Source organism: Nocardia sp. BMG111209, from assembly GCF_000381925.1.
In the GTDB taxonomy this organism is placed as follows: domain Bacteria; phylum Actinomycetota; class Actinomycetes; order Mycobacteriales; family Mycobacteriaceae; genus Nocardia.
This window is the reverse complement of sequence record NZ_KB907307.1, coordinates 4970533-4996329: the sequence shown is the minus strand read 5'-3', so window position 1 is coordinate 4996329 and position 25797 is coordinate 4970533. Positions and strand designations below refer to the sequence as shown.

General features: G+C 67.2%; 22 protein-coding genes. 13 read left to right on the top strand and 9 right to left on the bottom strand.

The genetic code is table 11. The features are described 5' to 3' along the window. Positions 1 to 3 precede the first annotated feature (3 nt). A complete protein-coding gene (locus G361_RS51120; protein ID WP_019929502.1) occupies positions 4 to 1773 on the bottom strand; it encodes an AAA family ATPase in 1770 nt (589 codons plus the stop codon). A 2896-nt stretch (positions 1774 to 4669) separates the two neighbouring features. On the opposite strand from G361_RS51120, the gene infA reads away from it, so the two are divergent. The 8 genes from infA to truA all read left to right on the top strand — a co-directional run bounded on the left by infA (position 4670) and on the right by truA (position 9489). Continuing rightward, positions 4670 to 4891 (top strand): translation initiation factor IF-1, encoded by a 222-nt coding sequence (infA, locus tag G361_RS0123150; protein ID WP_003886926.1) that lies wholly within the window; start codon positions 4670 to 4672, stop codon positions 4889 to 4891. Between the two features lie 132 nt (positions 4892 to 5023). Then, positions 5024 to 5137 (top strand): 50S ribosomal protein L36, encoded by a 114-nt coding sequence (rpmJ, locus tag G361_RS0123145; RefSeq protein WP_011207363.1) that lies wholly within the window; start codon positions 5024 to 5026, stop codon positions 5135 to 5137. Between the two features lie 203 nt (positions 5138 to 5340). After that, positions 5341 to 5712 carry a 30S ribosomal protein S13 gene (rpsM, locus tag G361_RS0123140; RefSeq protein WP_019929498.1) on the top strand — a complete coding sequence of 124 codons (372 nt, stop codon included), beginning with the start codon at positions 5341 to 5343 and terminating at the stop codon, positions 5710 to 5712. Between the two features lie 6 nt (positions 5713 to 5718). Then, a complete protein-coding gene (gene rpsK, locus G361_RS0123135; protein WP_019929497.1) occupies positions 5719 to 6132 on the top strand; it encodes a 30S ribosomal protein S11 in 414 nt (137 codons plus the stop codon). Between the two features lie 21 nt (positions 6133 to 6153). Beyond that, entirely contained in the window at positions 6154 to 6759 is a 606-nt protein-coding gene (gene rpsD / locus G361_RS0123130) for a 30S ribosomal protein S4 (protein ID WP_019929496.1), read from the top strand. 128 nt (positions 6760 to 6887) lie between these two features. After that, positions 6888 to 7946, top strand: a complete 1059-nt coding sequence (locus G361_RS0123125) for a DNA-directed RNA polymerase subunit alpha (RefSeq protein ID WP_019929495.1) — start codon at positions 6888 to 6890, stop codon at positions 7944 to 7946. A gap of 50 nt (positions 7947 to 7996) precedes the next feature. Beyond that, on the top strand, positions 7997 to 8500 hold the full coding sequence (gene rplQ, locus G361_RS0123120; RefSeq protein ID WP_019929494.1) for a 50S ribosomal protein L17: 504 nt from the start codon (positions 7997 to 7999) through the stop codon (positions 8498 to 8500). A gap of 83 nt (positions 8501 to 8583) precedes the next feature. Then, a complete protein-coding gene (truA, locus tag G361_RS0123115) occupies positions 8584 to 9489 on the top strand; it encodes a tRNA pseudouridine(38-40) synthase TruA (protein WP_081635545.1) in 906 nt (301 codons plus the stop codon). 233 nt (positions 9490 to 9722) lie between these two features. Here the strand turns inward: truA and G361_RS48490 are convergent, their stop codons facing one another. The 5 genes from G361_RS48490 to G361_RS48485 form a co-directional block, all read right to left on the bottom strand. Continuing rightward, positions 9723 to 10001 (bottom strand): DUF6881 domain-containing protein, encoded by a 279-nt coding sequence (locus G361_RS48490; RefSeq protein WP_081635457.1) that lies wholly within the window; start codon positions 9999 to 10001, stop codon positions 9723 to 9725. 263 nt (positions 10002 to 10264) lie between these two features. Beyond that, complete coding sequence (locus tag G361_RS0123110; RefSeq protein ID WP_019929492.1) at positions 10265 to 10621, bottom strand: hypothetical protein; 357 nt, start codon at positions 10619 to 10621, stop codon at positions 10265 to 10267. Beyond that, positions 10618 to 16281 carry a putative T7SS-secreted protein gene (locus tag G361_RS51490; protein ID WP_019929491.1) on the bottom strand — a complete coding sequence of 1888 codons (5664 nt, stop codon included), beginning with the start codon at positions 16279 to 16281 and terminating at the stop codon, positions 10618 to 10620. Before G361_RS51490 ends, G361_RS0123110 begins: the two co-directional genes overlap by 4 nt. A gap of 21 nt (positions 16282 to 16302) precedes the next feature. Next, complete coding sequence (locus G361_RS0123100; RefSeq protein ID WP_019929490.1) at positions 16303 to 16890, bottom strand: WXG100 family type VII secretion target; 588 nt, start codon at positions 16888 to 16890, stop codon at positions 16303 to 16305. 3 nt (positions 16891 to 16893) lie between these two features. After that, positions 16894 to 17283: an SseB family protein gene (locus G361_RS48485; RefSeq protein WP_026343395.1), complete on the bottom strand. Its 390-nt coding sequence runs from the start codon at positions 17281 to 17283 to the stop codon at positions 16894 to 16896. Positions 17284 to 17509: 226 nt separating this feature from the next. Here G361_RS48485 and G361_RS0123090 point away from each other — a divergent pair, with 226 nt between their 5' ends. Beyond that, positions 17510 to 17908 carry a hypothetical protein gene (locus tag G361_RS0123090; protein WP_019929488.1) on the top strand — a complete coding sequence of 133 codons (399 nt, stop codon included), beginning with the start codon at positions 17510 to 17512 and terminating at the stop codon, positions 17906 to 17908. Between the two features lie 52 nt (positions 17909 to 17960). Further along, positions 17961 to 18785, top strand: a complete 825-nt coding sequence (locus G361_RS0123085) for an LLM class F420-dependent oxidoreductase (RefSeq protein ID WP_019929487.1) — start codon at positions 17961 to 17963, stop codon at positions 18783 to 18785. Positions 18786 to 18809: 24 nt separating this feature from the next. Here G361_RS0123085 and G361_RS0123080 read toward each other — a convergent pair whose 3' ends face one another. Then, on the bottom strand, positions 18810 to 19142 hold the full coding sequence (locus G361_RS0123080) for a metal-sensitive transcriptional regulator (protein ID WP_019929486.1): 333 nt from the start codon (positions 19140 to 19142) through the stop codon (positions 18810 to 18812). A gap of 116 nt (positions 19143 to 19258) precedes the next feature. Between G361_RS0123080 and G361_RS0123075 the strand changes: the two genes are divergently transcribed. Continuing rightward, complete coding sequence (locus G361_RS0123075; protein WP_019929485.1) at positions 19259 to 20065, top strand: S-methyl-5'-thioadenosine phosphorylase; 807 nt, start codon at positions 19259 to 19261, stop codon at positions 20063 to 20065. Positions 20066 to 20180: 115 nt separating this feature from the next. Then, positions 20181 to 20741 carry an NADPH-dependent FMN reductase gene (locus G361_RS0123070; protein WP_019929484.1) on the top strand — a complete coding sequence of 187 codons (561 nt, stop codon included), beginning with the start codon at positions 20181 to 20183 and terminating at the stop codon, positions 20739 to 20741. Between the two features lie 5 nt (positions 20742 to 20746). Here the strand turns inward: G361_RS0123070 and eccE are convergent, their stop codons facing one another. Further along, positions 20747 to 22390 carry a type VII secretion protein EccE gene (eccE, locus tag G361_RS0123065; RefSeq protein WP_019929483.1) on the bottom strand — a complete coding sequence of 548 codons (1644 nt, stop codon included), beginning with the start codon at positions 22388 to 22390 and terminating at the stop codon, positions 20747 to 20749. A gap of 113 nt (positions 22391 to 22503) precedes the next feature. Here eccE and eccB point away from each other — a divergent pair, with 113 nt between their 5' ends. Next, positions 22504 to 24000, top strand: a complete 1497-nt coding sequence (gene eccB, locus G361_RS0123060; RefSeq protein ID WP_019929482.1) for a type VII secretion protein EccB — start codon at positions 22504 to 22506, stop codon at positions 23998 to 24000. A 377-nt stretch (positions 24001 to 24377) separates the two neighbouring features. Here eccB and mycP read toward each other — a convergent pair whose 3' ends face one another. Continuing rightward, positions 24378 to 25796 (bottom strand): type VII secretion-associated serine protease mycosin, encoded by a 1419-nt coding sequence (gene mycP, locus G361_RS0123055; protein ID WP_052172699.1) that lies wholly within the window; start codon positions 25794 to 25796, stop codon positions 24378 to 24380. Between the last annotated feature and the right edge of the window lies 1 nt (position 25797).

The following is a 25797-nucleotide window of genomic DNA, read 5'->3' as shown; positions in this document are numbered from 1 at the left end:
CGCTCAGTACTGCAGGAACCGCCGGTGGTCGGTGGCGAAATCGTCGGCGACCGTGGCGGACAGTTCGACCAGTGCGCGTTTGGTGTCCTTGTTCAGGCGGGCCAGATCGATCTCCGCGCCTTCGGACAGATGCGAATCGAACGGGATGATGTGGACCGCGCGGCAGCGGGACAGGAAGTACTCGCGCAACTGCTGAATACCCACATTCGGCGAACCGGGCCGCGGCAGATTGATCACCACGACGGCATTGCGGACCAGATGATCGTGCCCGTGCAGCGACAACCAATCCAGGGTGGCCGCGGCGCTGCGAGCGCCATCGATCGCCGAGGACGAGATCAGCACCAGCGAATGCGCCAGATCCAGCACACCGGCCATCGCCGAATGCATGAGGCCGGTACCGCAGTCGGTCAGGATGATGTTGTAGAACCGCTGCAGGATCCGTGCCACCTGGCGGTACTCCTCATCGCTGAACGATTCGGAGGCGGCCGGATCACGTTCGCTGGCAAGCACTTCCAGGCGGCTGGTGCTCTGCGAGGTGTGTCGCCGCACATCGGAGTACGAGCCGATCGACGGGTCCAGCAGCAGATCGCGCACCGTCGACCGGGTCTGCAGGACCACCCGCTGGGACAGCGTGCCGAAGTCGGGATTCGCGTCGACGGCGATCACCCGGTCGCCGCGGATGGACGCGAAGATCGAGCCGATACCCATCGTGGTCGTGGTCTTGCCGACGCCACCCTTCAAGGACAGCACCGCGATCCGGTAGTCGCCGCGCACCGGTTGCCTGATGCGCGCGACCAATTCCTGCAGCCGCCGCTCCTCGGCGGACATCCCGGGATTGATGGCGCCACCGGACATGTGGTGCACCGCCCGGCGCCAGCCCGAATTCGACGACTTGCTGCGGGCCCGGCGGACCGGCACATCGTCCAGCGACGGTTGGATACCGCCCCCCGCGGAATACTGCTGCGCCGCGTAATTCGGTGTGCCCCACTGTTGTTGCGGCGTATCGGAGCGCCGGCCGCCCGGCCCGGCATTCGGCTGCCCGTAGCCGCCGTCGGGTGCCTGCGGGGGCTGCCCGGCCTGCGGCGCGGTTCCGTAACCGGGTGCCGCGCCGTCGTTTTCGTACTGGCCCGGTGCGGTGCCGAATTGGGACGGTGGTGCCTCGGCGGAAGGCGGCGACGTGAAGCGCGTGGTGGGCTCGAACTGCGGATCCGCGCCGGCGGGCCCGATTCCGTACGGCGGCCGGTCGCCGGTCTGGTCGCCCGAATCGTTCGTGATCCGATGGCGTCCGCCGGTCGCCGGTTGTTCGGGAGCCCAGGGTGCGTTCTGTGGTTCGGCCGATTCCGGGCCGCCGGGATGTCCGGGGAACGGGCCGTTGCCGGATGGTCCCGGCGGGAAGCCGGGCTCGCCGGGGCGTCCACCGGCGAACGGTGGCGCATCGGGCCGGTTGCCGCCGACCGGTGCCCCGTCGGGGGACAGCCGGGCGGGTACGCTGGGACCGGGCGGCGGAGCGCCGTAATCGAACCCGGGTACGCCCGGACGGCCCTGCGCCGCAGGGTTTTCGCCCGTGGGTGCCGGGTCGCCGGAGCCCGGTCGCGGGCCGTTCGACGCCGGTGGGCTGGTGACGTTGGCGGCGGATCCCGGTGCGAAACCGAAAGTCGCTGCGGCGGAGAGGGTTTCGTTGGCCGGTCGCCCGCCTCCCGGTGGAGCGGCGAAGGCATCGGGTGCTCGGACGTCACCGAAAGGGGTTGCCGCGGACGGGTCGCCGGGAGGCACGTCGCCGGTCGGTGCCCGGTGGGTCTCCGGTGACGCGGTGCCCGTGCCCTCCCGGCCACCTTCGGTCGGCGCAGTCCCGCCTGCGAACGCGTCGGTGTTCGCCCCCGACGTGGAGCCCGCGGGGAAGTTGTTCCCTCCCGGCGCGGAACCCGCGGGGAAACCGTTCTCTCCGGGTGCGGAGCCTGCGGGGAAACCGTTCTCTCCCGGCGCGGAGCCTGCGGGGAATTTCGCTCGACCCGATCCTGAACGGATACCGAAAGTGGCTGCCGCGGAGGGGTTCTCGCCGATAACCGGCTGACCGCCGGTCGGCGGGCGACCGCCGGATTCCGCGATGCCCCCGGAAGGGGCTGTCCCGGCGGCATTTTCGCCGATGTTCTGCTGAGTACCCGCCGGTGGGCGAGCGGCAGTGTCGGAAGCGGTTGGTGTGAAAGGATTTTCACCGGAGGGCTGCGGTATTCCGGTCGGGCCCTGGCCACCGGGCCCCACGGTCCCCTCGGGCGCGAATTCCGGAGATCGGTTCGCGCCGGGGGACGGCTGGACGCCGCTGTAGCCGGGGCCGGACTCGAAAGCGGTTGGTGCGGAAGGAGCTTCGCCGATGGCCGGATCGCCGCCCGGTACGTCTCCGGCACGCGGCGGCGGGGCGGGAAGTTCCGGCCGGACGGAACCGGGTCCAGCGGTCGGCGCCGCAGTGCCGTGCCCCGGGAACGGTGCCGCACCGGATCCGGGCCGTCCGACGCCGCCGGAATGCGCGGAATCGGGCGGCGCGGGAAGCTCCGGACGCGGCCCGGTGCCGGAAATCCCTGTGGTGGAGGGGTTTCCGCCGACCGGCGCGATACCGGGTGCCGGAACCGTGGGCTGCCGAGGTCCGGTCGTATTCGAGGGCCCGGGGCCGACCCCGGGTGCGATCGACGGATGACCGCCGGTGTGCCGGAAGCCTTCCGGCCCGGGCGCCGGGAAACCGGAGCCGGGATCGATCGGGTTCGAGCCGGTTCCGCCGGGCCGGTTGTGGCTCGGGGCGGGCGGGATGGTGAGGCCACCGGCGCCGGGCCTGCCCGAGTCCTGCCATTCGGGTTGCTGCTCGGACCCGAGCGCCGGGTCGGCGGCATGCGACGGGGCGGATTCACCCGGCGGTAGCAGCCGCGGGGGAGCGGTTTCGGGCCATTGCGGGGACAGCGGTCCCGCGCCGGTCGGCCGCGCCGCGTCGTTCGGGCTCGGCGGCTCCGGCAACGGCGGCAGGTTGGACGGCGACGGCGGCAGGTCGGGACGATGAGTGAGGCGTTCGGTCGGCTCGGCAGGACCCGGCCCGGCGAACCCTTGCGGTGCGGACCCGGCAAACCCCTGCGGCCCGGGTGGCATGAACCCAGGAATCCCCTGCGGGGCGAACGGCGCGGACCCGGGTGATCCCTGTGGTGCGGGCGGCGCGGATTCGAAACCCTGCGGAGCAGCCGGTGGCAGGCCGGGGAATCCGGGTGGAGCAGTCGGCGTCGACCCGTGGAACCCATGGGGGGCGCCGGATTGTGACCCGGAGAACCCCTGCGGTGCGGGCTGCGTAGAACCCGGGAAGCCTTGCGGGGTGCCCGGTCTCGGCTCGGGGAACCCCGGTGGTCCAGAAGTCGGGGATCCAGCGAACTCCTGCGGTGCAAGTCCAGGGAAGCCCTGCTGAGTGGGCGGCGTGGAACCCGAGAAGCCCTGTGGTGCTGCGGGCTCGGAGAAGCCTTGTGGCCCTGCAGTCGGGGATCCGGCGAACCCCTGCGGAACGAGTGGCGTGGAACCCGGGTTCCCGGGAGGTGGCGGAGCCGTGTCCGGGTGCAGGCCGAGGGCGTCCGGCGGTGGGAAACCCGTGGGTGCGGGGCCGTTGGTCGGCGGCACACCGGGATGGTTTGCGGGCAGCTGGAATTCGCCACCGGTACGCTGCGGCAGTGGCGGCAGGTCGGGCGGGGGCATTTCCGGCCGGAAATTGCCGTTCTGTTCCGCCTCGTACTGCGGTTCCCCCCACGGCTGCTGCTCCGGCGCCTCCGGCTCGCCCTTGTCCTTGCGGCGGCCCCAGCCGCGCCGCTTCTCACCTTCCGGCGCGGGCCGTTCGGGATCGGATTTGCGCCCGAATCGCCGTCGCCCGGACGGCTTCTCCGGGATGAGTTCCTCGTGCGGCAGATTCTGGACCGGGGCCTCGTAACCGCTCTCGGTGACGTCGTTCTCCGACAGCCACGGCGGCAACATGGGCAGACCGTCGTTGGGGCGGCTCACGATCGTGCCTCACTGGCGTTCGCGGTGCCCGGGTCGGGTGACGCCGCGTCGCTCGATCGCTCGCTGCGCTCCTTCACCGGGTCCCCCTGGGATCTCCTTGCCTACACAAACTGACAGCCGTAGTTTACGCGAGCCACCGCGAAGGCGACCCGTCGTGTGCCGGACTGTTCGCGGTCCCGATCCTGCCATGTCCGCCGTATTGCGCACCACGCGAGCCGCTTTGGATAGCGACGGATTTGCGGTGGCCCGGGATCGGTTGCGGGGACGGCTCGGCCGGTATCGGTATACCGCCGCTGATCTCGGCGGCGAGAGGTGATCGGCCCCGGCGTCGGGGCGTCCGCCGAATGTCGCGGTGGGGCCGGTGCCGGTCCGTGACGGCGGTCACTCGGACGGTGAGTGCGCCGAACGGCCTCCTGGCGGGCAGGTCGCGGAGTAGACTTCGACTGTTCGGCGTGCTCCGGTCAGGGGGCCGGGTTTCGCCATGGGCGAGCGGCGGGGTTATTTGGTCGCTCGGTAGAATGCCAGGTAAGATTGATCGGCGGTGCATCTACCTGCTGGTTCGCGCATGCTCTCGTGTGCGGTCGCCGGTGGAGAGACTGCTGGCCGATACAGCTGCAACCAAGCGGGTTCAGCCTAAGGGATCGCGGAGGATATGGCGAAGAAAGACGGGGCCATCGAGGTCGAGGGTCGAGTTATCGAGCCGCTGCCCAATGCGATGTTCCGGATCGAGCTGGAGAACGGTCACAAGGTTCTCGCACACATCAGCGGGAAGATGCGGCAGCACTACATCCGTATCCTCCCCGAGGACCGCGTGGTCGTGGAGCTGTCACCCTACGACCTGTCCCGCGGGCGCATCGTCTACCGCTACAAGTGAATCTTCCCGCCGGGGGCCTGGTCGGTCCCGGTCGGCGGGCACGGGGTTCGCCCCGCATGAAGCTTCCCCAGTCGGACGGCTGGGGAAAAACTGTGTTCACACCCTGTGAACCACAACACAGATTGGACGGACGTGAAGGTTCAGCCGAGCGTCAAGAAGATCTGCGAGAAGTGCAAGGTGATCCGCCGTCACGGGCGAGTCATGGTGATCTGCGACAACCTGCGTCACAAGCAGCGTCAGGGCTGAGCCTCTGCCGGGGGTGACCCCGGTCGCGCACCAGCCAAGCACCGAACGCAGTTCGGATTGGCAGAAGAAGTCCTCCCAGATCCAGTGGGTACCGACGAGCTCGAAAGGGCGGGTGCCCACCTACCCCCGGTACGGAGGCCGGGGCCCCACACGCGGGGACGGACAGGGAGCAGACCTCCGCAACAGAAAAGGACGTCACGACAGTGGCACGTTTGATGGGCGTCGATCTCCCGCGCGAAAAGCGCATGGAGATCGCATTGACCTACATCTTCGGGATCGGCCGTACCCGGGCCAAGGAGATCCTGGACCAGACCGGCGTCAGCCCGGACCTGCGTTCCAAGGACCTCACCGACGACGACCTCACCAAGCTCCGCGACTACATCGAGGCCTCGGAGTTCAAGGTCGAGGGTGATCTGCGCCGTGAGGTGCAGGCCGACATCCGTCGCAAGATCGAGATCGGCTGCTATCAGGGCATCCGCCACCGTCGCCACCTTCCGGTGCGCGGCCAGCGGACCAAGACCAACGCGCGTACGCGCAAGGGTCCGAAGAAGACCGTCGCCGGCAAGAAGAAGTAGGGATAAATGCCTCCGAAGAGTCGGGCCTCGGGCCCCAAGAAGACCCAGAAGTCGCGGCGCCGGGACAAGAAGAACGTTCCCCACGGCAACGCGCACATCAAGAGCACGTTCAACAACACGATCGTGTCCATCACCGACCCGCAGGGCAACGTCATCTCCTGGGCGTCGTCCGGCCACGTCGGTTTCAAGGGCTCGCGCAAGTCGACCCCGTTCGCTGCCCAGCTGGCCGCCGAGAATGCCGCCCGCAAGGCGCAGGAGCACGGCGTCAAGAAGGTCGACGTATTCGTGAAGGGCCCGGGTTCGGGTCGTGAGACCGCGATCCGATCGCTGCAGGCCGCCGGCCTCGAGGTCGGCACGATCTCCGATGTCACCCCGCAGCCGCACAACGGCTGCCGTCCGCCCAAGCGGCGTCGCGTCTAGCGGGAAGGAAAGTAGAGAAAAATGGCTCGTTATACCGGCCCTATCACCCGCAAGTCGCGTCGTCTGCGTGTCGACCTCGTCGGAGGCGACCAGGCGTTCGAGCGTCGTCCCTACCCGCCGGGCCAGCACGGCCGCGCGCGGATCAAGGAGAGCGAGTACCTGCTCCAGCTGCAGGAGAAGCAGAAGGCGCGCTTCACCTACGGCCTGCTCGAGAAGCAGTTCCGCCGCTACTACGAAGAGGCCAACCGCCAGAAGGGCAAGACCGGTGACAACATGCTCCGGCTGCTCGAGGCGCGTCTGGACAACGTCGTGTACCGCGCCGGTCTCGCCCGCACCCGCCGCCAGGCCCGTCAGCTGGTCTCGCACGGCCACTTCGTCGTCAACGGCGTGAAGGTCAACGTGCCCAGCTACCAGGTCGCGCAGTACGACATCATCGATGTCAAGGAGAAGAGCGCGCCGACGCTGCCGTTCCAGATCGCTCGCGAGACCTACGGCGACCGCCCGCTCCCGGGCTGGCTGCAGGTCGTGCCGAACCGGCTGCGGATCCTGATCCACCAGCTGCCGGAGCGTGCGCAGATCGATGTGCCGCTGAACGAACAGCTCATCGTCGAGTACTACTCGAAGTAAGAGCTTGCGCTCGGGCAGGGTTCGCCCTGCCGGAGCCGCTGTCCCGGCCGGGCCTCCGTATGGAGGTCCGGGCGGGAGTCCCAGAAACGGGCGTCAAATAGCGGGCGCCCCTGAAGGAGGAGATCCTCATGCTGATTTCCCAGCGACCGACGCTGACCGAAGAGATCCTGGCCGAGAACCGTTCGAAGTTCACCATCGAACCGCTCGAGCCCGGCTTCGGCTACACCCTCGGCAACTCGCTGCGCCGTACGCTGCTGTCCTCGATCCCGGGTGCCGCGGTTACCAGCATCCGCATCGACGGCGTGCTGCACGAGTTCACCACCGTCCCGGGTGTGAAGGAGGATGTCACCGACATCATCCTGAACCTCAAGGGCCTGGTCGTGTCGTCCGAGGAGGACGAGCCGGTCACCATGTACGTGCGCAAGCAGGGCCCGGGTACCGTCACCGCCGGTGACATCGTCCCGCCGGCCGGTGTGACCGTCCACAACCCGGACATGCACATCGCCACGCTGAACGACAAGGGCAAGTTGGAGATCGAGCTCGTGGTCGAGCGCGGTCGCGGCTACGTCCCGGCCGTGCAGAACAAGGCCTCGGGCGCGGAGATCGGCCGGATCCCGGTGGATTCGATCTACTCGCCCGTGCTGAAGGTGACCTACAAGGTCGAGGCGACCCGTGTCGAGCAGCGCACCGACTTCGACCGGCTCATCCTGGACGTCGAGACCAAGAACTCGATCTCCCCGCGGGATGCGCTGGCGTCGGCCGGTAAGACCCTGGTCGAGCTGTTCGGCCTGGCACGCGAGCTGAACGTCGAGGCCGAGGGTATCGAGATCGGGCCCAGCCCGGCCGAGGCGGACCACATCGCCTCGTTCGCGCTGCCGATCGAGGACCTGGACCTCACCGTGCGGTCGTACAACTGCCTCAAGCGCGAGGGTGTGCACACCGTCGGCGAGCTGGTCGCTCGTACGGAATCGGATCTGCTGGACATCCGCAACTTCGGGCAGAAGTCCATCGACGAGGTCAAGGTCAAGCTGCATTCGCTCGGCCTCTCGCTGAAGGACAGCCCGGCCTCCTTCGATCCGTCGAGTGTGGTCGGTTACGACTCCTCCACCGGAACCTGGAGCGACAGCGGCTCCTTCCACGACACCGATGCCGGCGAGCAGGACTACGCCGAGACCGAACAGCTTTAGGCAGTCGGGGCCCGCAGCCCCGGTGGCCTTCCCACAAGGAGATTCCCACAATGCCCAAGCCCAAGAAGGGTGCCCGCTTCGGCGGGTCGGCGGCGCACCAGAAGGCGATCTTCGCCAATCTGGCGACGGCGCTCTTCGAGCACGGTCGGATCACGACCACCGAGGCCAAGGCCAAGGCGCTGCGCCCCTACGCCGAGAAGCTCGTCACCAAGGCGAAGGCCGGCACCCTCGCCGACCGTCGCGAGGTGCTCAAGGTGATCCGCAGCAAGGATGTGGTCCACGAACTCTTCGCGAACATCGGACCGTCGTTCGAGGATCGCGCCGGTGGCTACACCCGGATCATCAAGACGATGCCCCGCAAGGGTGACAACGCGCCGATGGCGATCATCGAACTCGTCCGCGAGAAGACCGTGACCAACGAGGCCGACCGCGCTCGCCGCGTGGCCGCCTCGCAGGCCAAGGTCGAGGAGCCGGCCGAGGTCGTCGCCGACGAGGCCGTCACCGAGACCGCCGAGACCGAGGCGCCCGCCGCCGAGGACAAGGCCGCCGAATAAGTGATTCCCGCATCCTGCGGGAGACATCTTGCCGGGAAGCCGTGAAGGAGCCCGCCGTCCCCTCCGGGTCGGCGGGCTTTCTCATGCTAGCGAGAGGGACCGGATCCGTGTCGTTGGAACAGACTGGTGAGTCTGCTGAGAGTGTGCCGACGGTCCGCCGCGTCCGCCTCGACATCGCCTATGACGGCACGGATTTCACCGGCTGGGCCCGGCAGCCCGCGTTGCGGACGGTGCAGGGGGTGCTGGAGGAGTCGCTGTCGAAGGTGTTGCGGGAGAGCGTCCAACTGACGGTCGCGGGGCGGACGGATGCGGGGGTGCATGCGGAGGGGCAGGTGGCCTCGTTCGAAACCGCTGCCGCGGAGCTGGATCCGCCGAGGTTGGTGCATCGGCTGGCTCGGTTCCTGCCCAAGGATGTTCGGGTGCGGGACGCTCGGTTCGTGCCTGCCGAATTCGATGCTCGGTTCTCGGCTGTTCGGCGACATTACGCCTACCGGCTCACCACCGCTCCTTACGGGGCCGAGCCTCTACAGGCGCGGAGCGTTGTTCCGTGCCGGCCCGTGGATTTGGAGGCGATGCGTGCCGCTTCTCGAAACTTGTTGGGGCTGCACGATTTTGCGGCGTTCTGTCGGCGACGTGAGGGGGCGACCACGGTTCGGGAGTTGCAGCGGTTCGATTGGGAGTCGGTGCCGTTGGGAGACAACGCCGGTGCCTTACTGACGGCCTATGTCAGCGCAGATGCGTTCTGCTGGTCCATGGTTCGCAGTTTGGTCGGGGCGGTGCTGGCGGTCGGTGAGGGGCGCCGGGTTCCGGAGTGGACCACCACCCTGCTCGCCGAGCGTGCACGGTCCAGTGCGGTGATTGTCGCTCCGGCGCACGGGCTCAGCCTCATTGCCGTCGACTATCCGGTGGACGAGGAGCTGGCATTGCGGAATGCGCAGACCCGCGAGATGCGGGTGGTGCCGGGGGACGAAGGGTGTTGCGGGGGTTGAATTTTGCTTCCGGATATCGGCCGTCCCACGTCCCGGGCGGAAAGAGGAATTCTTTCTCGTGTGGTTCGGCGGATACTTTTCCACTCGTTTCCGGTGCTAGATCTGATTTTGAACAGAGTATTACCGCCGAGGATGGACCGGCGCCCACGGCTGGTACTGGTGAGCGCGGGCTCGGTGACGACCACGACCGGTCGGTAGCGTGCGAGCTCCTCCGGCAACAGTGGTAGCCCGGATCACCTTCCTCGAGCCTTCGACCACTCTCGTTCGAACTCGTTGTGGGTTATCTCTTCGGCATCGAACTCTGACTGTGAAGCAATTTCTGCTATGGATGTGATCGGTATTTCGGCTGTGCCGGCGGTGTCGGTCTCGTGGTTCTCATCGGCCCATTCTGTACGGCCGTCGCGGTAGACCTGGACTCTCCTTATTTCCCAATCATCGTCGCCTACTTCGTGAAAGTACATCACAGGGTCGTCATCGAAATCGTGATGCCAATACACTTTTATGTAGCGCATTGTCGGTTCTCTCCTGAACGAACTCTGCGACCTGCAAGGCAGAGGGGATGCTGTTTGGAATCGCGTACACTGCTGCCGTCCCATAGTACGGTGAGCTACTTTCCGCCCGGCGGATCTCCATGAACGCCTTCCGTGGTGGCAGTCCGGGAGACGTCTCCCGCAGCCGGTCGATATTTCGGCGCCGTGCGCGCTCAAATACGCGCGTCGACTTGGGAATATGTGAGCGCCGTCTGTGTGGCGTGCTGCCGGTCAGGGAGTCTGCTTCAACGGTGCCTGAAAGGCGCATACCACTCTTTGGGGTGATTTTCTATGGTTTGCAACTCGGCTATGTCATCGTTCACGATGCCCAAGCTCTTGAATGTGGGTGAGTAGTAGATTGCTGACATGGCCTGCTCATCAGTGAATACGAGTAATTCGCCCGATGTACCTTCGTGGGTCTGTAGCATCGCGCGAAATCCGATTGTTTCGTCGCTGAACACTTCGGTCGACTGTGCAGCCGGTGGCGCTGTGAAGGTCAGTCGCCAAACGGTTTTCCATCGTCCGTCGTCGAGCTCATGCAACTCGCCCCAGGTGGTCTTCTTGATCTCGGCTGCCGAGTAGTCGTGAGGCCCTGTGCTCATGGTGTTATCTTAGCAATCCATTCTATTTCTCGATTGAGGACCCCGAACGAATCCGGATGAAATATCGTTTCGAGTGGTACGCCCTCGCCGACGGGTCTGATCTGGATCAGACCGTCGCTCAGCAGCGATTGATAGATCGGCTCGGGAATTCTTCCAATTATCACCGTCGATGGTGAGTTCGGATCCACTCTCAAGCCCCATTCGTATGCCAATTGAATTCCGGGCGAGTTCGGTCCGTCGACCTCGTGTGTGAAGAAAGATCCCGGTCTGCTCATGCGTCCTCCATGTGTCCCGGCCCGTCCTGCATCCGCACTCAGTCCATTTTCTACGATATCATCGGCATGTGCTCGAGAGGTGCCGTGAGCGAAATCGCGGTATTCGCACTCTGCTGGTATGAGCCCGAGAGGATCTGTCCAAGCGATTGGGTTGTGGGGGTATGCAAATGGGTTCATCGAGGCGGCAACACCCAGCGGATCCGGAGTCAGATATCGACCGGAATCCGGGTCGTAGTAACGCGCTCGGTTGTAATGCAAACCATTTTCGCTGTCGAAAAATTGGCCTGGAAACCTCAGTATCGTTCCGCTAGTCGGCCCTCGTTCTCGGCCCCATAACTCGATATCGATCGCTGTCTTCGCTGTACCGGTAGTGTGATTCAGAAGATCTGTGGGTGTGCCAGACGAGTCGGTGACGACGACAAGGAACTCGGTATCGGAAGCAATACTGTCGATTGTTTCGACCAACGGCCTGAACGTTCCTGGCTGATAATGCCAGCGAGTCGTACTGTTTTCGGTGGTCTGCTCTGTGAGCTGTGCCGTATCCCAGGTGTAGTCGATACGTTCTACGCTTCTTCCGCTATCGAGGCGCTGTTTCGTGATCCGGTGCCCCAGGCCGTCGTAGGTGTAAAGCCAGTGCTGCCCGGCGGGAGTATGGATGTCGGTCAGTTGATCGAAGGCGTTGTAGCGGTACCGCCATACGTCTGCCTTGCGGGAACGTCGAGTGACGACTTTGTGTATCAGGCGACCGGCGGAATCGTAGTAGTAGCGCGTACGGTCTGCGCTTATCAGCAGGTTGTTGTGGTATTCGCGGTGATTGCCGGCCTCTGGCTCGGATCGGGGCGAACTGAACGGCTCGAGGCGAGGAAGAGCGGTGGTGATATTGCTCAGGGAGTCGTAGGTGTATGCCTCGCTGAGCAAGCCATCGATGTGGATGTCGGTGACTCGGCCGATGGAGTCGAGAGTGTATTCGCGGTCGATAGGCGCCGTGTCGAGACGGGTCTGGGCATGGGCGATGAGGTAGCCGTCGGGGCGGTAGGTGTAGGCGTCTCGGCGGAGTTGGTGGGGTGGGGGGCGATCGGGGTTGCGGTCGAAGGTGAGAGTTTGGGTGGGGAAGGCGATTACTTCTTGGGTTGCCAGGTAACCGGAATCTGTGAAGGTGCGGGTTATTGCTACTTCGCCGGTTCGCCAGGCTGTGGTTCGGCCGAGAAGGTCGTGGGTGAAATCTATGTGACGGTTGTCGGCGGACATGGTTCGGACTCGGCCGAGTTGGTCGTAGTTCCACGTCGTGATGCTGCCGGTCGGGGTGGTGCGGCGGGTGCGGCGGCCGGTGGGGTCGTATTCGTGCCGCATGGGGGGTTGGTCGTCCAGTTGCTGGGTGGCGAGGTGGCCGGTGGGGGTGTAGGTGAACCGCAGGGTGTGGGTGAGGGATTCTTCGGTGCCGGAGATCGCTGTGAGGACTCGGCCCGCTCGGTCGTGGGTGTAGTGGAGGTATTCGCCGGTGTCGGCGGTTACGGCTGTCAGACGGCCGAGGATGTCGTGGGTGTGGTGGCGGGTGATGCCGGTGGCGGGGGTGATTGTCGCGATCCGGCCTGCTGTGTCGTGGGTGTAATGGGTGGTGGCGCCGGTGTAGTCGGTTTCGGTGATCAGGCGACCGGCCGGGTTGTATTCGTAGGTCCAGCGGTGGCCGAGTGGGTTGATCACTGCTGTGAGGCGGCGTTCGGTGTCCCAGAGGTAGTGGGTTGCCGAGCCGTCGGGGGCGGTCTTCTTCGCGAGGAGGTCGAAGGGGCCGTAGGTGTAGGTGGTTGTGGTGCCGGCTTCGGTGGTGTGGGTTCGGAGGTTGCCTTCGCCGTCCCAGGTCCAGGATTCGGTGTGGCCGTCGGGGTTGGTGCGGCTGAGGGGTTTTCCTTCTGCGGACCATTCATAGGTTGTTGTGGCGCCCAGGGGGTTTGTTGTGGTGAGGGGGCGGCCGAAGCCGTCTCGGGTTATGTGGGTGGTGGCTTCGTGGGCTGTGATGATTCGGGTGGGGAGGCCTGCGGGGGTGGTTTCTATGGTGGTTGTCGCGCCTGTGGGGGCTGTGGTTTCGGTCAGGGCGCCGGTGGAACTGTAGGTGTATTCGGTGCGGGCGCCTGCTGGGTCCGTTGTCGCGGTCAAGTTGCCGGTGGGGGCCCATTCCTGGTGACGGGTGGTGCCGTCGGGGTCGGTGATGCGGGACGGGCGGCGGGCGGAGGCGTATTCGATCGTTGTTTTCGCGCCGTCGGGGCGGGTTATCTCGTGGATATCGCCTGTGGGGGTGTAGTGGTAGGTGGTGAGTGCGCCGTCAGGGGTCGTGACGGCGAGGGGGCGGCGGTCGGCGTTGTAGTCGAGGTGGGTATGGGCGCCGGTGGGGTCTACGAGGTCGCGGAGGCGGAGGTCGTTGTCGAAGCCGTGGGTTGTCTGTGCGCCTCGGGAATCGGTGACCGTTGTCAGACTGCCTGTGCCGTCGGGGAAATCGAGGTAGTCGTAGGTGCTGTTCAGGATGTCTGCGGTGCCCTGTTGGGCTACTACTCTGCCTCGGGGGTCGTAGGTGTTGAGCATGCGGTTGGCGTTGGAGTCGGTCCAGGACGTCATCCGGTGCTCGGGGTCGTAGGTGTAGGTGGTGGTGGCCGCTACGGCGTTGGTGGCTGCGACCAATTCGCCTGTGCTGTAGGTGAAGTCGCGGATCTTGATCGGGATGTCGCGGTCGATCACGTGGAGGGCCGTGATTCTGCCCGCTGTGGTTTCGATCAGGATTCGGTAGCCGCCGGAGTGGGTGATTTCGGTCGGGTTGCCGTCCCGGTCGTAGTGGAAGCGGATGCGATTGTGGTGGCGGTCGGTGATTGCGGAGATCGCATAGTTGCCCCGGCGGGTGTCGAATCCGGCGAGGGTCGGTTCCGGGGCGAAGTGGCGGATGATTTCTCTTGTCGGGTCCCGGATTTGGTAGGCGCCGGTTTCGGTGCGGGTGCAGGTCCAGCGTTGGCCGCCGGAGTGGGGGTCGGCGGCTTCGCCTACCTCGGCGTGGGGGTAGGCCAGCATGATGCCGTCTTCGCCCAGGAAGGTGACGCCGGTGTCTTCGACGACGATGCGCATGTCGAGGGTGGTGGACCAGGACGGGCCGAACCAGCGGCCGTAGCGGTAGTTGGAGCGATGGGTTCGGCGCAGGGTGACCGGGAGGATGCCGGGGAGGTCCAGATCGGTTTCGGGGAGAAGGAATTCGCCGGTGGCGATGTCGACCGGGTCGCGGTCCGAGCAAGTGTTGGCGGGGTCACGGTCGGATTCGGGGCCGGCTTCGGTGGCGTCGGAGTGGGCGCCGTGGTCGGCGTCGGCTCGATCCGCCGGGGTGTGGGCGGTGGGTTGTTCGTGTTCGGGAGTGCGTGGGTTTTCCGGGTGGGCTGGATCCGGGTGTGTAGCAGTGGGTTCGGTGCCGGTGTGTGGTGCTGTGTCGGTGGAGTGGGGGGCGTCTGTCGGGTGGGCCGGATCGGGGTGTGCAGCGGTGGGTTCGGTGCCGGCGTGCGTTGGCTCGGTAGGGCGTGGGGCGTCGACCGGGTGGGCCGGTGGGTGTGGTTGTGCGGCAGGCTGTTCCGGGTGAGCCGATATCGGTTCGTGTGAGGTGGTGGGGGTTTCGACGGTATGGGGTGCTGACTCAGCGCGGGGGCCGGCGGCTACGGGGGGTTCGTGGGGTGCTGTGTCGGTACCCAGGCCGGCGCGTGGCTCGGCGGGGCGGCTGCCAGGGTTGACGTTGTCGGGATGTGCTGGGTCGCTGGGGCGTGCGGTGTCAGGTGGTTGTGTGCTGTCTGCGGGATGAGTGGTGTCCGGAGGGTGGGGACCGTCGGCGGGCCGGGCACCGCTGTCCGGTTGTGCTGTGTTCGGGTGGGAACCGTCGGCCGGGCGGGCGCCGCTGTCCGGTCGTGCCGTGTCTGGGTGCGAACCGTCTGCTGGTCGGGCACCGTCGGCTGGGCGGGCGGTGTCTGCTGGGTGGGCAGGGTCCGGTCGTGTGGAGTCGGGGCGGGTGCTGTCGGACGGGCGTGCACCGTCGGAGGGGCGGGTGCTGTCCGGGCGGGTGCTGTCGGTGGGGCGCGTGCTGTTCGCGGGGCGCGCGTTGTCGGTGGGGCGTGCTGGGTCGGTGGAGCGTGAAGTGTCCGGTGGCCGTGCGGGTTCCGGTGGGCGGGGTGGCTCGGGAGGTCTCGGGGCTGTGGTGGCGCCGTCTCGGGCTGCTGTTGCGCCGTCTCGGGTGGCGGTGGCGCCTTGTGAGGCTGCGGTGGCGCCTTCGCGGGCGGCCGTGGCGCCTTCTCGGGCTGCGGTGGTGGCGGCTTCGGCGCTGCCGGCGCCGCCGGTGCCTACGGTCATGACGACCTGGCCGGTCAGGTTGCCGAGCCATTCGGCGGGGTCGGATCGTGCGCCGGACAGGAGGCCTTGGACGGTGGCTGTGGGGTCGGCCATTGCTACTACCAGGCCGGCGTCGAGGTCGGACATGCCTGCGAAGTAGGCGGCGGGGTGGGTGAGGTTGTAGGGGTCCATGGGGTCGACCTGGCGGACGAATTGGACTGCGCCGGTGAAGCTGGTCAGGAGGCCCTTGTCGAAATTCAGGCCCGCGAATTGGGCGATGTCGGCGGTGTCGGAGAGGTCGTCTCGCATGCGGTCGGTGAACGACGGGGTTTCGGGGGCCTTCGCGGTGGCGGCTTGTAGGGCCGATACCGCGAGGCCGGCGGCGGTGTCGCGGTCGGCGCGGGCTCGTTTCAGGATGGCTCGGGCGTCGTCTCGGATCGTGGTCCAGGTGTCGGTGAGGGCGGTTCGGCGTTGTTCGGCGGCGGACAGGCCGTTCCACCAATTCTTTCGGCGGCGTTCCTCGGTGTCTGCTTGTTTCCATCTGGCAATCGCGTCGGCGGCGTGGCCTTGGGCGGTGGTGACGGCGTGGGACCAGTCGGTCAGGGTGGTGGCGGCCTGGTGCATGGCGTCGGCGCCGTCGAACCAGAGTTTCGGTTGTTTGCCGAAGGTGGTGTGGAATTCGTTGGCGCCCTTGCCCGTCCAGTCGGCGACGTCGATGGTTTTCAGGGCCTGGCCGGTTTTGTCCACGGAGTCGCCCATTTTGCGGACCAGGTCCGCGGCGTGGCCGATGGCGGCGGCGTCGCCGTGGACGAGCTCCTTCGGGTTGTCGGTCTGGCCCAGTTGCTTTTCCGGGACTTCGGCGTCCAGGGCGTCGGCGGCCTCGTCGCCCCAGCGGTCGAGGTTCGCGGCCACGCCGTCGGCACCTACATCGCGGGCCAGGGAACCCAGGCCGTGCATGGTCGCGTCCACGGCTTCGCCGGTGGCCTGTTCCACGCGGTGTGCGAGGTGTTCGGCCGCGTCGCCGATATCGTCCAGCCAGCCCATGATCTGCCCCCCGGCTCGAAACTATTTGTCGTTCATGATCTGTGCGGCTCTGGCGGCGTCGCCGGTGTTCCAGCGTTGTGGGATCGGGCCTGCGTTCGCGAGGGCGTCGGGGGCGACCGTGGCGATGATCTTCCCGTTGCGCAGCATGTGGTCGAAAGCGTGGGAGAACGACGAGGCGCTGTAGTCGGGGTGGCGGATGTCGTTGTAGTTGTTGTCCGCCAGCGTGTGTGACCAGGAGCGGGCGTCGGCGTCCCGGTGGGACAGGTGTGGGTTGCCGGCGATGTCGGTGTACATCTCCTTGAACATGTTGGCGGCGGTCTGTTCCTCCTCGTGGTACCGGCCCGCCGCGAGGCCCAGGCTCCGGGCGATGGCGTCGGCGCTCTGCACCATCGTGCGTACGCCCCACGACCAGCGGTCGGTGAATGCCGAGAAGGCTTGGTGTACCGACGTTCTGCCGGCTTGCAGGCCGCTGAGCGAGATGAGGGAGAAGCCGCGGCCGGAGGCGCCGGTTTCCTTGGTTCCCAGGTCGGACAGTTCGCCGATGATGCCGTTGATTCCGTCGGCGGCGTTGGTCAGGACGGCGGGGTCCACCCGGATCGAATCGTTCACGGGTTACAGCACCCCTACGGTGTCGCCGTTCGCGGCCACCAACCGGGGCGGCAGGGCCATCGGGGTTTCGCTGCCCGGATCTATCACTATGCCGGTCGGATCTTCGCGTGCCGATGCGTAATCGGCGAGGCGGTGGCCGCGCAGGGTGTGGAAGTGGTGGTCCTCGGTCTGCGCGCCGCGGGCGATCAGGTAGTGGGACAACGGTTGTACTCCGGTGAATACGCAGATCCAGGCGATGCGGGCGTATCGGGTGGTGTACAGGCGGTCGTCGGTGGTGAGTGGCACCAGGACGGCGGCCTCGCGGAAGGCGGACAGCAGCAGAGCGGGTTGGCCGAAACCCGCTCGGAACGCGGCGATCTCCGCACGCAACGTCGAAAGCCCATCGGTGACCACGGAATACCCCCCTGCCGTGAAACCCGCAGTGTCGCCACGGTACCCGATCGTGGTGTACCGGACAACGACGGTTGTTGCTGCCGGGTCGGCGCGCGCACAGTACGCTGCTGGGCGTACCCGCGGGCAGCGGCGGCCGCTTCGGTCGACGGCTGTTCGTGCGCGGTGCATGATGAGGTGTTTCCGTGCCCCAGAACAGGAGTCGAGAGTGGCATCGTGGCGGGACCGAGTGTCCGAACCAGCGCAGGAGGATCTCGACGGGCTGCTGGACACGGCACTGACCCTGGCCGAGGGGCGACTGGAGACAACCGGTGCCTTCACTCCGTTCGCGCTGGTCGTGAAGGTGAACGGGGTCACCGACATGGTTGCGCTGCCGCCGATGACGGCCCGGCAGGCGCAGCAGATGAGTTACGAGGTGCTCGGCGGGATGCGGGCGGAGATCCGCGCGGCCGCGGTCGTGCTCGGGTCGGCGCTGCCGGAGTCGGGGGCCGAGGCGATCGACGTATTTCTCGAGCATGCCGAGGGCATCGCCCTCAATGTGCTGGAACCGTATCGGCTGGACGACGACGGTGACGTCGTCACCGACGGACTGGAAGCGCACACCGTGCGCCGTCGCATCTGGAATTGAACACTCGGTACGTCCGGAATAGCCCGGCGCGTTTTCGTGGTTCCATCGGGACATGAGCATTCATGGACGGTTCGCAGTATGGAGTTACTACGCGAGTTTCACCCCCGAGATCGCCGCTGAGCTGGAGGGACTCGGGTACAGCACGCTCTGGCTGGGCGGATCGCCGTCGGCTGATCTGCCGGTGATCGAGTCGTTGCTCGAGGCCACCGAGACGCTGACCGTCGGCACCAGCATCGTGAACATCTGGAGCGCGCCGGCCAAACAGGTCGCCGAATCCTTCCATCGGATCGAGGCCCGATTCCCCGGCCGTTTCCTGCTGGGCGTCGGTGCGGGCCATCCTGAGCAGGACGCGGCCTTCCGCAAGCCCTACGACGCGCTGGTCGAATATCTGGACGAGCTGGACGAGGCGGGGGTGCCGAAGCAGAGCCGGGCGCTGGCCGCGCTCGGGCCGCGGGTGCTGGAACTGTCCCGGGACCGCACCGCGGGTGCGCTGCCCTATCTGACCGTGCCGGAACACACCCGGCAGGCCCGCGAGATCCTCGGCCCGGACGCGCTGCTGGTGGCCGAGCACAAGATCACCATCAATACCGATCCCGACGCCGCGCGCGCGACCCTGCGGCCGCGGATCAAGTTCTATCTGAAGTTGCAGAACTACGTCGCCAACCTGCGCCGGCTCGGCTTCACCGAGGAAGACCTGGAGTATCCGGGCAGCGACGCGCTGATCGACACGCTCGGGCTGCACGGCACCGCGGAGGAGGTGGCCACGGGTCTGGTCGCACATCTCGAGGCGGGCGCGGATCAGATCGCGATCCAGGTCACCGACGAGGACTGGCTGCCGGTGCTGCGCACACTCGCCCCGGCGCTGGCCGGTCGCTGAGCGGGTCGCTCACGAAATCGCTGATCACGGATTGGCGCGGACCAGGCGGCCGATGGCCTCGGTGGCTTCCTTGATCTTGGCCTCGGCCTCCGGTCCGCCCCGGACTGCGGCGTCCACCACGCAGTGGCTGATGTGGTCCTCCAGCAGGCCCATCGCCACTGCCTGGAGGGCCTTCGTCATCGCCGCGACCTGGGTGAGGATGTCGATGCAGTACTTCTCCTCCTCGACCATGCGCTGCAGGCCGCGAGCCTGACCCTCGATGCGGCGCAGGCGTTTGAGGTAGTCGTCCTTGGCGGTGATGTAGCCGTGGCCCGCGTGGTCGGCGGCGGCCTCCGCGGCCGTCTGATCCTGACTCACCGATATCTCCTCGCTCGCGCCATCCGATACCCCCCTAGGGTACTCCACACTCCGTTGCCCGTCCTCAACTGGGGCGATACCGACCGGCGGCGGGGAATACGCGAGAATACGCAACCATGAGTTCTCCCCGTCCCGCGCTGGCCATCATCGGCGGCAGCGGCTTCTACGACTTCTTCGGCGACGACGCGACCACGCTCGAGATCGAGACGCCCTACGGCGCGCCCGCCGCGCCGATCACCGTCGGCGACGTCGACGGGCGGCAGGTGGCGTTCCTGCCGCGGCACGGCCGCAAGCACGAGTACTCCCCGCACACCGTGCCGTATCGGGCCAATATGTGGGCGCTGCGGTCGATCGGCGTGCGCCGGATCTTCGCGCCGTGCGCGGTGGGCAGCCTGCGCGCCGATTGGGGGCCGGGGACCGTCGCCGTGCCCGATCAGCTGGTCGACCGCACCTCGGGGCGGCCGCAGACCTTCTTCGACAACGGCGGGATCCACGTGTCCTTCGCCGATCCGTACTGTGACGAACTGCGCGCCGCCGCAACGAAATCCGCGGTGCCGGAACTGCCGATGAAGTCGGCCGGCACGATGGTCGTGGTGCAGGGCCCGCGCTTCTCCACCCGCGCGGAGAGCCGCTGGTTCGCCGGGCAGGGCTGGGAACTGGTCAACATGACCGGCTTCCCCGAGGCCGTACTCGCCCGTGAGCTCGAGATGTGCTATGCGGCAATCGCTTTGGTGACGGACCTGGACGCGGGCCTGGAGGCCGGCGAAGGGGTCAGTGCCGTGGCCGTTTTCGAGGAGTTCGAGCGAAACCTGGTGCCGTTCAAGAAGTTGGTGCGGCACGCCGTCGCCACCGTCGACGGCACCGACACCTGCGAGCACTGCCGGGTGCACGACGGCGTGACACTGCCGTTCGACCTGCCCTGAGGGTCAGCGCATCCGCACCGGGGCGAATTCGGGCGGACCGGAATTCGCCGGGCCGGGGGCCGGCCGTGCTTCCACCTCCCGGCGGTGCGATGCCGCTCCCCTTAGGCTCGCACCTATGAACAGCCTACTGCGTCTGGAGGTCATCGTCGGCAGCGTGCGACCGCAGCGGTTCGCGCCGGTGGTCGCGGACTGGTTCCTGCGGACCGCGCGCGCGGATCCGGCGTTCGAGGTGGACGTCATCGATCTGGCGCACACGCCGCTACCGGTCGAGCTGACGGAATCGCCCGAGGTCGACGCATATCGCGAACGGCTCTCCGGCGCAGACGCTTTCGTCGTGATCACCTCGGAGTACAACCACGGGTACCCGGCGGCGCTGAAGACCGCGCTGGATACCGCGAAGCACGAATGGCGGGGTAAGCCGGTCGGTTTCGTGGGTTACGGCGGGCTGTCCGGCGGGTTGCGCGCGATCGAGCAGCTGCGGCAGGTGGTGGCGGAGATCCACATGGTCTCCATCCGGGAGACGGTGAGCTTCCATCAGGCGAAGCGGCGGTTCGACGCGGACGGCAATCCGGACGACGGGGCCGCGATCGATGCGGCCGGTCGGCTGTTGCGCCAATTGGCTTGGTGGGGAAGGCATCTGCGCGCGGCGCGGGCCGCCGATCCCTATCCGGGCTGAACCGCCTACTGGTGGGCCAGCGGCCGGGTGCCGCGCGGCCGGTTGATGTAGGTGGTCTCACGGGGGATCGAGACCAGGGTGAGTTCCACCTGCGCTGTGCCGGTGCGGAGTACGACGTGGTTGCCGATCGCGCCGGGCTGATGGATCGACAGGTCCGGTTTGGCGGCGGGCCAGCCCATCGGATCGCCGGCCACGTAGATGGTGGTGACGCCCGCATGTGGTGCGGGGGCCAGTACGCCGTCGACGACCGCGGCGGTGTAGCCGGCGTCGCTCTGGTGGGTCTCCACCGCCAGGGCCAGCCGGTCGGGATTGCCGATCGTGGTGATCAGCTGTTCCCACGCCTGCGGCCGGTCGGTGCGGACCAGGATGCGCTCGCCGACGGCCAGCGCGCGGAACACCAGCTGCTGTGCGAGATACAGCTCACCCGCCACGTACACCGTCGAGATGCCCTGTCCGACAAGGCGGATCGCGACGCCGTTGCCCTGCTCGTCGGAGCCGATCAGCTGCCCGCAGCCCGACGACGGCAGATGCAGCGCGCCGATGACATCGATCGGGTACTCGGCCATCGGCACCGTGTCGTCGAGGCCGGGGATCCCGATCGGGAAGTGGGCGAGCAGGCTCTGCCGATGCCGGCCGTGCAGCGACACCATGTGCCGGTAGCGCAGTTTCTCCGGCAGGTCGCGGGTGGTCAGCCGCCAGGCGGCGCCGATGCCGACCGTCTCGGGCGAACTGCCCGGCCGCAGCCGCACCGAGACCGTGGTGCCGAGCGAGGGCGCCACCCACAACAGCGCCAGCAGATCCGTGCCGAGCTGTTTCGGATCGACCGCGCCGCCGATGTTCACGGCGCTGCCGAGTTCGGCGTGCTGCCAGCGGTGCCGGATCGTGCGCGGATCGATACCCGAACTGACCTGCAGCACAGCCTGTTTGATCTCGGGGGCGGTGAGGATACGCGAGGCGCAGTCGGCGTCCTCCAGCGCGCGCACGATGCGCTGGGTGGCGATGGTGACCGCCCGGCAGGCGCCCTCCGCGCCGCCGCCGCGCCGGTCGGCCGCACCCGGACAGGTCAGGGTGTCGAAGCTGATCGCCAGCCACACCGTGCGATACGCGGTGGCCGGCAGCGGGCCCAGCAGCGTCTCGTAGATCGCACCGGCCGGCGTACCGGACCGGCTGCGGTGACCGTGGCTGATGATGTCGATGCCGGACAGCAGAATGTCGTGCTGGGTCAGACATTCCGCCAGTTCGGGAAGCGGCAGCAGATGGGAGGCGTGCACGGACCAGCGGTCGATGCGGGTCAGCCCGCCGCGCGGCGGCAGCACCTCCACCACCGCGACAACCCGGCTGCCCTCCCAGTACAACCCGAGCGAACGCCCGTCGGGACCGCGGAAGTCGACGGTGTCGCCGATCGAATAGCCCCCGCGCGCCAGATAACGCCACCAGGTCGCGAGCCAGCTCGACAGCGTGCGCTTACCGATCGGGATCAGCAGCAACGCCCCGGCCACCACCGCGACCAGCAGCGCGTACCAGCCGGGTAGGCCCACCGCGAATCCGATGAGGCCGACCACCAGTCCGAACAGTTGTGCCGCCACCAGATTCGGTAGCGTGATGCGCCCGAGGAGCGGGCGGTTGCGTATGGCGTCGAATTCGGCCAACGTCGTCTCCCGGACACCTGGTGCACGGCCCGATCTCGATGGCCGAGCTGAACTTCACGTGGTGTGAACTGTACTGTGTGCAGCGAACCTGAGCACCGTCCGGGGGAGGACTCATGCCGTCCAAGCCGACCACCCGTTGGCAGATCAGCGGTTATCGCTTCCTGGTCCGGCGGATGGAGCACGCGCTGGTGCGCCGCGATGTGCGCATGTTGCACGATCCGATGCGCTCGCAGTCGCGCGCCTACATCGTCGGCCTGGTCATCGGCGCCGTCGCACTGGCCGGCTGCGGCGTACTGGCGTTGCTGCGCCCCCAGGGCACGATCGGCGACAACAAGATCCTGCTCGGCAAGGATTCCGGGGCCGTGTACGCCGTCATCGACGGCGTGGTGCATCCGGCACTGAATCTGGCCTCCGCCCGGCTGGCGGTAGGTGCGCCGGACAAGGCGGTATCCATCAAGGAATCCGAACTGGCCAAGAAACCCCGCGGCCCGCTGATCGGCATCCCCGGCGCGCCCGCCTCACTGAATTTCGGGACCGACGGCAAGGGCCGCACCTGGACGGTGTGCGACGAACTACGCAACGACGGCAGCGACGCCCTGACCACCACCGTGATCGCCGGCACCCCGGTGCTCGGCGACCGCGCCACCACCCTGGACAAGGGCAAGGCGCTGCTCGTGCAGGGCCGCGACGCCACCTATCTGGTCTACGACAACCAACGCGCCCGCGTCGACATGAACACCCGCGCGGTGGTGGACGCGCTGCGCATCCGCGGCTTCACCCCCCGCCCGATCAGCGAGGGCCTCCTGAACGCGATCCCGGAAGTACTCCCGATAGTGGCCCCGAAAATCGCCGATCCCGGTGGCGTGCCGATCAAACCGGTCGCAGGCCACCGCAACGGCGACGTGGTCTTCCTGGCCACCGAGAACCAGAACTACGTGGTACTGCGCGACGGTCTGCAACCGGTGTCACCGCTGACCGCCGACATCATCCGCAACTCCAACCCAGCGACCTCACAGGACGCCCAGATCACCGGATTCGATCGTTCCAACACGAATGTGGTGGATCAGTTGGCGGTCTCGAAATATCCGGACTCCGCGCCGCAGATCGTCGACGCCAAGGACCAGCCCGTAGGCTGCCTGTCCTGGAAGCCGCTCAGCGGCGCCGACAAGGCCGACAACAGCAGGCACGCAGACCTTTCCGTCTTCACCGGCCACGCGCTGCCGATTCCCGACAACGCCGTACCGGTCCGCTTGGCACAGGCCGACGCCGCGAATCACGGTGCGGAACAGTTCTATTCGACGCCCGGCTCCGGAATCTTCGTACAAACAACCGGAATCGAGCCCGACAGCGCGCGGCGCGACAGCCTGTTCTTCATCGCCGACACCGGCGTCCGATTCGGCATCAAGGACGCCGACGCCGCCAAGGCCCTGGGCATGGACCCCGAGCACGCCAAACCCGAACCCGCCCCCTGGCCGATCGCCGGCCTCCTGGCAGCGGGACCGGCCCTGGGCCGCCAGGAGGCGATGGTCGCCCACGACGGCGTAGCCCCCGACCCGAATCCGGCCCGCCAACTGGTGAAGTCGCGCCAAGACACCACCACCCCGAACTAGCCCCCACCCCCAGCTAACCCCCGAACCCGTCACCGATCCGCAGCTGAACGCGCCTTTCGTGCCCCCGCACACCCCGGTCCCGGTCACCAATACGCAGGCGTAACACTCCTGTTCGTGGCCCGGCCCGATCCTGGACTGACGGAGGCGGGGGAGCGAAGCGGAGGAGCCGGAGGAGGGAAGGATCGGGCCCGGAGGGCCGCGAACCCGCCGGAGCGAAGCGGAGGCCAAAAACACAGCCTGTCACCAACAAGCAGGCCCGACATTCAGCCCGCCACCCACCTAGATCCCGGACCCGACGGTTCACGAGACAGAAGCGGGCAGACAACAACCGAGACACCCACGAACCCGCCGGAACAAAGCAAAGCCCGAAACACACCTCAGTCCTCACGCACCCCGAACCGCCGCCGCAACGGGAACGAAGCGAGATAGCCGAGGACCAGCAGCACCGCAATCACCCCCGTGCCGATCAAAGCAACGTTACGAGCACTGTTGTCGGCCGCCCGCGGGGAGCTCGGCACCGGCAACTGCCAACTCTGAGCAGCATCGGACCGCTTGGGAGGCAACGTATTCGGCACCTCGGCAGTCAACGCCGCGACCGGATCAACAGTGCCGTACCCGAGATAAGGGTCCCACCCTTCCGCCGGAGCGTGCGCAGTAGCCTCGATCCGCTGGATAACCTCGAGCGCACTCAACTGCGGAAACCGCGCACGCACCAGCGCAGCCACACCGGCCACATAAGGCGTGGCAAAACTGGTCCCCGAAATAGGCGACTGCTGCCCACGTTTGGCGAAACCGACAGCAGTCCCCCGACTGTTCGGGTCGGCAAAGTTCACATCCAGCGAAGTGATGTTCTCACCCGGAGCAGCCACCCCGACCCACGGACCGGGCACCGTGAACTTCGACGGTTGCCCATTGGCATCGACCGACCCCACCGACAGCGCGTACTGATCGTAGCGGGCCGGCGACACGTTCATGGTGACCTTGCTCCACGGATCCGCACCCGGATCCACCGGATCCAGCACAGGATTAGTCCCGCGGCACACATCGTTGTTCCCCGCCGCGACCACCACCACCGCGTTCTTCTCCACCGCAGCGTACTGCAGCGCGGAACCGAGATCCTCGTCGTGCAGCGGCCCGGTGGGACAGGTGGTCTCGGAAACGTTGATGACCGACGCCCCCATATCGGCGGCGCGCCGGATCGCCCACGCCATGGTGTGAGTGTTGCCGTAACCGTCGGGCAGATCCTCCGGATTCTTCTGCTGCGAACGGCCTTTGGCCTGATAGAACTCGCTGGACTGCCGAATGCTCAAGATGGCAGCCTCCGGCGCGACCCCCGCGAACCCCTGGCCGGCCACCGCGGTGGCCGCGATCACCCCGGCCACCGCGGTGCCGTGCCCGTCGCAGTCCTCGGTGCCGTCGGTACGCGCGACATAGTCGCCACCGCCGACCAGACCAGGCAGCCGCGGATGCCGAGCCACCCCCGTATCCACCACCGCCACCAATTGCCCCGCCCCCCGCGAGAACTGCCAGGCACGATCGAGATTCAGAGCGCGCTGCGCAGCCGGGACAGCCGGCCCGTCGCCACCCGGAACGGTGCTCACACACGGCGCATTCGCCGGCTGCTCGGTGTCCTCCGGCGGCCCCATCGGCGGCCCCGGCGGCAGCAGCCCCGGAACAACCGCCGGTGGCCGGTCCGCCACCGCACCCCCGGCGCCGAACGCGATACCACAAGCCACCGCGACCGCCGCAGCAGTGAACCGAAATATCGTGCGGGCGTAGCACTTTCGGACCGACATC

Bases quoted from the DNA above. Each gene is read 5' to 3' on its own strand.
- infA (WP_003886926.1), top strand. From the start codon at position 4,670: ATGGCGAAGAAAGACGGGGCCATCGAGGTCGAGGGTCGAGTTATCGAG.
- rpsK (WP_019929497.1), top strand. From the start codon at position 5,719: ATGCCTCCGAAGAGTCGGGCCTCGGGCCCCAAGAAGACCCAGAAGTCG.
- rpsD (WP_019929496.1), top strand. From the start codon at position 6,154: ATGGCTCGTTATACCGGCCCTATCACCCGCAAGTCGCGTCGTCTGCGT.
- G361_RS0123125 (WP_019929495.1), top strand. From the start codon at position 6,888: ATGCTGATTTCCCAGCGACCGACGCTGACCGAAGAGATCCTGGCCGAG.
- rplQ (WP_019929494.1), top strand. From the start codon at position 7,997: ATGCCCAAGCCCAAGAAGGGTGCCCGCTTCGGCGGGTCGGCGGCGCAC.
- truA (WP_081635545.1), top strand. From the start codon at position 8,584: ATGCTAGCGAGAGGGACCGGATCCGTGTCGTTGGAACAGACTGGTGAG.
- G361_RS48490 (WP_081635457.1), bottom strand. From the start codon at position 10,001: ATGCGCTACATAAAAGTGTATTGGCATCACGATTTCGATGACGACCCT.
- G361_RS0123110 (WP_019929492.1), bottom strand. From the start codon at position 10,621: ATGAGCACAGGGCCTCACGACTACTCGGCAGCCGAGATCAAGAAGACC.
- G361_RS51490 (WP_019929491.1), bottom strand. From the start codon at position 16,281: ATGGGCTGGCTGGACGATATCGGCGACGCGGCCGAACACCTCGCACAC.
- G361_RS0123085 (WP_019929487.1), top strand. From the start codon at position 17,961: ATGAGCATTCATGGACGGTTCGCAGTATGGAGTTACTACGCGAGTTTC.
- G361_RS0123075 (WP_019929485.1), top strand. From the start codon at position 19,259: ATGAGTTCTCCCCGTCCCGCGCTGGCCATCATCGGCGGCAGCGGCTTC.
- G361_RS0123070 (WP_019929484.1), top strand. From the start codon at position 20,181: ATGAACAGCCTACTGCGTCTGGAGGTCATCGTCGGCAGCGTGCGACCG.
- eccB (WP_019929482.1), top strand. From the start codon at position 22,504: ATGCCGTCCAAGCCGACCACCCGTTGGCAGATCAGCGGTTATCGCTTC.
- mycP (WP_052172699.1), bottom strand. From the start codon at position 25,796: ATGTCGGTCCGAAAGTGCTACGCCCGCACGATATTTCGGTTCACTGCT.